Annotated in this window: 5 protein-coding genes and 1 pseudogene; 5 read left to right on the forward strand and 1 reads right to left on the reverse strand. The window is 64.5% G+C overall.

Going from position 1 to position 7,490, the window contains the following annotated elements; genetic code table 11:
• Nucleotides 1–404 precede the first annotated feature (404 nt).
• The 5 genes and pseudogenes from MF607_RS21960 (at nt 405) to MF607_RS21980 (ending at nt 6,990) form a co-directional block, all read left to right on the forward strand.
• Nucleotides 405–2,303, forward strand: a complete 1,899-nt coding sequence (locus tag MF607_RS21960; RefSeq protein ID WP_242122306.1) for an AI-2E family transporter — start codon at nt 405–407, stop codon at nt 2,301–2,303.
• Complete coding sequence (locus MF607_RS21965; RefSeq protein ID WP_242122307.1) at nt 2,300–3,448, forward strand: YihY/virulence factor BrkB family protein; 1,149 nt, start codon at nt 2,300–2,302, stop codon at nt 3,446–3,448. Before MF607_RS21960 ends, MF607_RS21965 begins: the two co-directional genes overlap by 4 nt.
• A gap of 30 nt (nt 3,449–3,478) precedes the next feature.
• Nucleotides 3,479–4,708 (forward strand): DUF2254 domain-containing protein, encoded by a 1,230-nt coding sequence (locus tag MF607_RS21970; RefSeq protein ID WP_242122308.1) that lies wholly within the window; start codon nt 3,479–3,481, stop codon nt 4,706–4,708.
• Nucleotides 4,709–4,911: 203 nt separating this feature from the next.
• A pseudogene (locus MF607_RS21975) lies at nt 4,912–5,712 on the forward strand (IS110 family RNA-guided transposase); the annotation flags it as partial.
• 78 nt (nt 5,713–5,790) lie between these two features.
• Nucleotides 5,791–6,990 carry an IS256 family transposase gene (locus MF607_RS21980; protein ID WP_242122309.1) on the forward strand — a complete coding sequence of 400 codons (1,200 nt, stop codon included), beginning with the start codon at nt 5,791–5,793 and terminating at the stop codon, nt 6,988–6,990.
• Between the two features lie 93 nt (nt 6,991–7,083).
• On the opposite strand, the gene MF607_RS21985 is transcribed toward MF607_RS21980, so the two are convergent.
• On the reverse strand, nt 7,084–7,490 hold a 407-nt coding region (locus tag MF607_RS21985), incomplete at its 5' end, for a cation:proton antiporter domain-containing protein (RefSeq protein ID WP_242122310.1).

A 7,490-nucleotide genomic window follows, 5' to 3' on the forward strand; every position in this document is an offset into this window, starting at 1 on the left:
CGTCATCAGGCTGGCACAGCGGCGCATCGAGCCTCGTCGCGTTATCGCTTGGTCATGCTGGCGGCGCGCCCATCAAGCCGCCGCTCGACGGTCACATGTCCGATCAAGAACGCAACTGTAATGCTAAGCCGGTATACGAAGAGGATCGTCCGTCCGACGGTTTGCCGCAGACGGCGTAGCGTCATAATCTTGTCGGGTGTCTCGCGTCCGCGCCGACGTCCGATATGATTTTGACGCTACGTTAGCGCCGCGCGATTAGCACGGCATTATAGCACTTTCGCGCCTGGCTACCTTAAAACTTTGGATAGCATGTCACGCCAATCCGGTACGGCAGAACCGGTGGTCGGCGTATGAACGGACCGAAGTAGGTCAGTGTGAGTTTGCTGACCCCGAAGGGACAGCGGATGAACGATAAGATTGAGCAAGGGGCAGTAGCCGCTCAGGTGGCGGCCGCAAAAGTGCCGAGTCGAGACGGACTGTTGGGTCTCGCGGTAGCCGTGGTCGTGATCGCCGGGCTGTTCCTAGCCAAGGACGTGCTGATCCCCATCACGCTGGCGGTGCTGTTGTCGTTCGTCCTGTCGCCGATCGTCCTGTTCCTGCGACGCCTGCGGTTGCCGAAAGGGCTGGCGATCTTCGTGGCGGTGATCAGCGCGCTGGGTGTGCTGGGCGGCATCGGCACCCTGGTCGGGATGCAGGCCGCGTCCCTGTCGGACAAGGCACCGGGCTATGTCACGACCGTCCAGTCCAAGATCGACCGGGCGACCGGTTTCATCACGCAGCAGCTCCCCTTCATCGGACCCGACACGCCGCCCCCGGCCATGGTCGCCGACCCCAATGTCGTGCGCGGCACCCGCACCCATCCCCTGAACGTCCGGGTCATCGACAAGCAGATTCCGGTGCTGGAACAGGTGGGCGGCTATCTCGAACCGGTGGTCGCGCCGTTCGAAACCTTCGTGATCGTGCTGGTCGTGGCGATCTTCATCCTCATGCAGAAGGAAGATCTGCGCGATCGGATGATCCGCCTGTTCGGATCGTCCGACCTGCATCGCACGACGGCCGCGATGGACGATGCCGGGGGCAGGCTCAGCCGGTACTTCCTTTCGCAACTGGCGGTGAACGCCAGCTTCGGCACCGTCGTGGGGATCGGCCTCTGGATCATCGGCCTGCCCGTTCCGGCGTTATGGGGCATTCTTGCCGGCGTGCTCCGCTTCGTACCCTATATCGGTGCGCTGCTGGGGGCCGCCCTGCCATTGGTGGTGGCCGCCGGGGCCGATCCGGGCTGGTCGACGGTGCTGATGGTGGCGGCGCTCTTCATCGTCCTCGAACCGCTGATCGGCTATGTCATCGAACCGTTGCTCTACGGCCATTCGACGGGTCTCTCGCCGCTTTCGGTCGTGCTGGCGGCGGTGTTCTGGACGTGGATCTGGGGTCCGGTCGGCCTTGTCCTGTCGATGCCGCTGACGCTGCTGCTGGTCGTGCTGGGCCGGCATATTCCGAGCCTCGAATTTCTCGACGTCATATTGGGCGACCGGCCGGCGCTTACCCCGGTCGAAAGCTTCTACCAGCGGATGCTGGCCGAGGACCCGGACGAGGCGCTTGAACAGGCGGAGAGCCAGCTCGCGGACCGGTCGCTGACGGCCTATTATGACGAGGTAGCGCTGGCCGCGCTGAAACTCGCGGCGGCAGACGTCGAACGGGGTGCCATCACGCGCGAGCGGGCGACCAGCGTCGTCGACTCCATGCTGGTGCTGGTGGACGAACTCCATGCGCAGGAGGATACGGCCAGCGTAACCCGGGCACGCGAGGGCCGCCTCAATCCATTGGTCGGGGAAGGGGCAGGCTTTGAGGAGACCGCGCCGGCCACCCTGCCGGCAGCGCCGGCGCAGTGGAACGCCGCCGGAAGCGTATTGTGCATTGCCGGGCGCGGCGTCCTCGACGATGCGGTGACCGCCATGCTCGAACAGCTGCTCGCCAAGCGCGGGTTCGGCGCGAAGCGGGTTCCGCATAACGTCGGATCGCGGGCGAACATCGATCGCCTCGACGCGACGGGCACCCGGCTCGTGTGCATCTCCTATCTCGAGATCGGCGGCTCGCCGTCGCATCTGCGCTATCTCGTACGGCGCATCCGGTCGCGCGTGGGCGATGTTCCGATCCTCGTCGGGCTGTGGCCGGAAGGCGAAGCGGCGCTCACCGATCGCGAGATACAGCGGACCCTGGGCGCGGACCTCTATGTCGGCAGCCTCGGCGCGGCGGTGGAGGCGTGCCTCGACTATGCCGGCGCGGAACGGGAGCAGGCGGCATGAGCGTTGCCGATCATGGCGCAGGCACCGGTGCGCGCTCCCCGTTGCAGGTGCCGCCAGCGGGATGGCTGGCGATCCTGAAGCGGACGTGGCAGGAGATGGGCGACGACAACATCGGCATCATCGCTGCCGGTATCGCCTTCTACGTCTTTGCCGCCATCGTGCCCACGCTGGGGGCCGTGGTGCTGAGCTACGGCCTGTTCGCCGAGGCGGAGACGGTACGGCGCAACATCGAAAGCGTGTTCGCGTCGCTGCCGAGGGATGCGGCCTCCATCATCTCCGACCAGCTGCTGACGGTCGTGGAAAGTTCGAAGGACAAGCAGGGGATCGGGCTGGTCGTCGCGCTGCTGCTGGCATGGTACGGCGCGACAAAGGGGTCTGCGGCGATCATCACCGGCCTCAACGTCGCCTATGATACGGAGGAGAGCCGCGGCTTCGTCCGTTTGACGCTGCTGAAGTTCGCCGTGGTCGGCGGCGGCGTCGTGATGATCTTCGCGGCGATCGGCACGACCATGCTGCTCGCATTTCTCAGCGGGCTGATCCCGAATGCGCCGCTTGCCGTGCTGGCGCTGATCCGCATCGCCGGCTTCCTGCTGCTGGCGGTGCTGGTCGTGACGGCGGCGGCGATCCTGTTCCGCTTCGGTCCCGACCACCGGCAACCCCGCTGGATATGGCTGTCGCCGGGGTCGGCGGGGGCGACGTTGCTCTGGCTGGCGGGCACGGCGGGGTTCGGGTTCTACGTATCCAATTTCGGCAACTATGGCGCGACCTATGGCTCGCTGAGCGCGGTCATCGTGACGCTGACATGGCTCTGGCTTACCGCCTATGTGTTCCTGCTGGGTGCCGAACTGAACGCCGAACTCGAACGACAGGTCGAGGGCGAGGCTGCGGATGCCGACCCCGCGCCCGCCGAGCCGGTGGCGCCCCGCGCGGCGCCAGCACCCGAAGCGGCGCGGCCTGCACCCGCAATCGGGACGCCGCGCACCCCTGTCGGCGCAGTCATCGACCTTGTCGGCAATGGTGCGATGGCGACGGTCGGTTTCGCGATGCTGCGCCGGGGACGTCCGCTCGGCATCGTGGCGATCGCCGTCGCTGCCGGCCTCGCGTGGCGGAAGCGGCCGCCGGAAATGGAGAATGCCGATGGCTGACGGGGTGCCGCCGATGCCGCGGACGTTGCCGTGATTTCGCTCACGCGTATCTCCCGGTTCTTCCGACATGCCGGTCGGCAGATCTGGTTCCGGGCCGCGGTCATCAGCGCGACCAGCGTGGTGATCGCGGCACTGGCGGGCATCGTCGCGCGGGCCATACCCTATGAATTCACCGGCGACGTCGGGCAGAGCGCCGTCGGGAAGATCCTGGAGATCATCGCGTCGTCGATGCTGGCGGTCACCACCTTCTCGATGACGGCAATGGTCAGCGCCTATTCCTCCGCCACGCAACTCGCCACGCCGCGCGCGACGCAGCTGATGATCTCCGACCGCACATCGCAGAACGCGCTGTCGACGTTTCTTGGCTCGTTTATCTTTGCGGTGGTCGGCATCATCGGCCTGCAGACGCACCTCTATGGCGGACAGGGTAGGGTGGTGCTGTTGCTGGCGACGATCATCCTGATCGTCCTCGTGGAGGTGACGCTGCTGCGGTGGATCGCGCATCTGGCGGCGTTCGGGTGGATGGCGGATGTCATCGATCGTGTCGAAAATGCCGCCTGCGCCGCGATGTCTGCCTTTGCGCGCAATCCCTATGACGGCGCCCGCCCGGCAATCGCGGTGCCGGCATCGGCCATGGCAATATGCTCCATCGACATCGGCTATGTGACCCATATCGATGCCGAGGCGCTCGCGTTGCTGGCGCAGAAACATGATCTGGCAATCCATGTCGAGGTTCTGACCGGGACGCTGGTCCATCCCAATCGCCCCCTGCTGCGGATCGTCGGCGATGCATCGTCCGACCCTGTGCGCAAGGCACTGGCAAATGCGTTCACCGCGGAGCGTCACCGCCGCTTCGATCACGATCCGCGGTTGGGCGTGATCGCCCTCGGCAAGATCGCGGGACGCGCGCTTGCCCCCGCGACTAACGATCCCGGTACCGCGATCGAGGTCGTGAACGCGCTGTTCCGGGTACTCTCGCTGCTACCGGCGGATGCCCCGCCGTCCGACGCCGATCGACCTCCAGTCTATATGGCCCGGCCGTCGGCCGACGAACTGGTCCGCGGCGGGTTTGTCCCCATCATCCGCGAAGGGGCGGGGGAGGAAGAGGTCGTCATTCGGACGCGCAAGGTGCTCGATGCGTTGGGCAAAGCCTTGCCGCACGGCGCAGAAACTACGCAATCGTTGTCGGACGAACTGCGGCGCAACGTCGAACGAAACATCAAGGATGACCGTGCACTTCTGCGTGCTCTGGAAATTTAGTTTCGGTTTTGATCAGCGTTTAAAACTTTCCCGGGGAGCTTAAGCTACCGTTCGCGAGCGCGACTGACCGTGAGCGCCTTAGGATTAGCAAACGGCGGGATCTGGGAAGCGCGCTGTGCAATCTGAACGTCCATATGTGATGACGTGGACGGCTCTCCAACCCTCAAGCAGGGTTTCCTGCGGAGAATCGAAGGAGAGCCACAATGGGAAACGTCACGACGATCGGTCTGGATATCGCGAAGAACGTGTTTCAGGTGCACGGAGTAGATGCTGATGGTGCAGCGGTTGTTCGTCAGCGGCTGACCCGTGGGCGGATGCTGAAGTTCTTCGCCAAGCTGCCGCCATGTCTGGTCGGCATCGAGGCGTGCGCAACCTCGCACTACTGGGCGCGCGAGCTTGTCACGCTCGGGCATGACGTGAAGCTTATGCCGGCGCAGTACGTGAAGCCGTACGTCAAGCGCGGTAAGAATGATGCAGCCGATGCCGAGACGATCTGCGAGGCGGTGACATGGCCGACGATGCGCTTCGTCGGCATCAAGTCGCCCGAGCAGCAGAGCGCGATGATGCTGCATCGTGTCCGCCTGATCCTCAACCGCCAGGGCACGCAGCTGTCGAACGCGATGCGGGCGCACCTGGCCGAGTTCGGGATCACGGCGCCGATAGGCAGGAACGGCATCGAGCAGCTCCTCGACGTCATCGCCGATCCTACCGACGAACGGGTGCCGGCCGATGCACGGTTCTGCCTGGAGATGCTGGCGGCGCAGCTGCGCATCGTGAAAGAGCAGATCCTCGAGAACGATCGCCGCATCCTGGCGAGCGCACGCGAGACTGAGCTTGGCCGGCGGCTGATGGAGATACCTGGCGTGGGCCCGCTGCTCGCCAGCGCCATCGTCGCCACCGTTCCTGACCCGGCGATCTTCCGCTCGGGCCGCAATCTAGCGGCTTGGATCGGGGTGGTGCCGCGGCAGAACTCGAGCGGCGGCAAGGAGCGGCTCGGCGGCATCTACACATGGGTCTTGCTATCGGGACTGTCAGGAATTTCGTGCGGGAGGCCATAGGATGGAATGGAAGGGACCATCGATATGGCAATCGACAAGGACGTTTTGGACCAGCTTCTGGCTGGTCGTGACCCGCAGGAGCTGTTTGCAAAGGACGGTCTGCTCGACGAGCTGAAGAAGGCGTTGTCGGAGCGGATGCTGTCGGCTGAGCTCGACGATCATCTGGAAAGCGAAGGCGCCGCAGGCACCATCAACCGGCGCAACGGGTCATCGAGGAAGATGATGCTGACGGGCACGTCGAAGGTGACGCTGGACGTGCCACGCGACCGGGCGGGGACGTTCGACCCGAAGCTCATCGCCAAATACCAGCGCCGTTTCCCCGACTTCGACGACAAGATCGTCTCGATGTACGCGCGCGGGATGACGGTGCGCGAAATCCGCGGGCACCTCGAGGAGCTGTACGGGATCGGCGTCTCGCCGGACCTGATCTCGACCGTCACCGATGCGGTGCTGGAGGCGGTTGCCGAATGGCAGGGTCGGCCGCTCGACGCCTGCTATCCGCTGGTGTTTTTCGACGCGATCCGGGTGAAGATCCGCGACGAAGGGTTCGTCCGCAACAAGGCGGTCTACATCGCGCTGGGCATTCAGCCGGACGGGACCAAGGAGGTGCTCGGCATCTGGATCGAGCAGACCGAGTGGGCCAAATTCTGGCTGCGCGTCATGAACGAGCTCAGGAACCGCGGCGTCGCCGACATCCTGATCGCCGTCGTCGACGGCCTGAAGGGGTTCCCGGAGGCGATCAACGCTGTCTTCCCCGAGGCCATCGTCCAGACCTGCATCGTCCATCTGATCCGCAACAGCATGAGCTTTGCGTCCTGGAAGGAGCGCAAGTTCATCGCCCAGGCGTTGCGCGGCGTCTACCGTGCCGAGACGCCCGAGGCCGGCATGGCTGCGCTGGAGGCGTTCGAGGCAGGCCCCTGGGGCCAGAAACACCCGGCCATCGCCATAAGCTGGCGGCGACACTGGGACCAGGTGATCCCGTTCTTCGCCTTTCCCGAGGGCGTCCGCCGGATCATCTACACTACGAACGCCATCGAGGCCCTGAATTCGAAGGTTCGCCGTGCCGTCCGTACCCGCGGCCATTTCCCCGGTGACGATGCCGCGATGAAGCTGTTATATCTCGTGCTCAATCACGCGGCGGACGAATGGAAGCGCCCACCGCGCGAATGGGGTGAGGCCAAAAGTCAGTTCGCCGTAATCTTCGGTGAGCGCTTCGTCATCTAATGACGGTAACCGGCCTCTCGCACAAAATTCCTGACAGTCCCCTTGCTATCACGTCCAGTGCTCTCAGTAACGTCCGCGAAAGCACGAACCTCCTTAAAGCGCTGGTCCTTGGAGCCCGGGCGGCGGGGCTCCCTTCGCCTCCGGGTCGACACCCCGGCGTTCGTCAAGCGAACGCATGATCGGTGTCACTGTCAAGCCATGCAGCAGGATCGATAGGAGGATGATGAGACCGACGATTGCCCATAGATGCTCGGCATCGGCGACCGGCATATGGTTGATGCCGTACGCAAGGTAATAGATCGAACCCACGCCGCGGATGCCGAAGAAGGACAAGGTCAGCTTCTCGTCACGATCGCCTGCCCAGCCAAGCAGACCAATCCAACCGGTGACGGGACGTATGACAAGCAGAACGACGAGCGCGACCACGACGTCGACCCAGATTATCGGCGTGAGCAGTCCGCTTACCAGTGCTCCGCCGAACAGAATGAGCAGGACCATCA

The sequence above is a fragment of the Sphingomonas lacusdianchii genome (assembly GCF_022664395.1).
Classification (GTDB): domain Bacteria; phylum Pseudomonadota; class Alphaproteobacteria; order Sphingomonadales; family Sphingomonadaceae; genus Sphingomonas; species Sphingomonas lacusdianchii.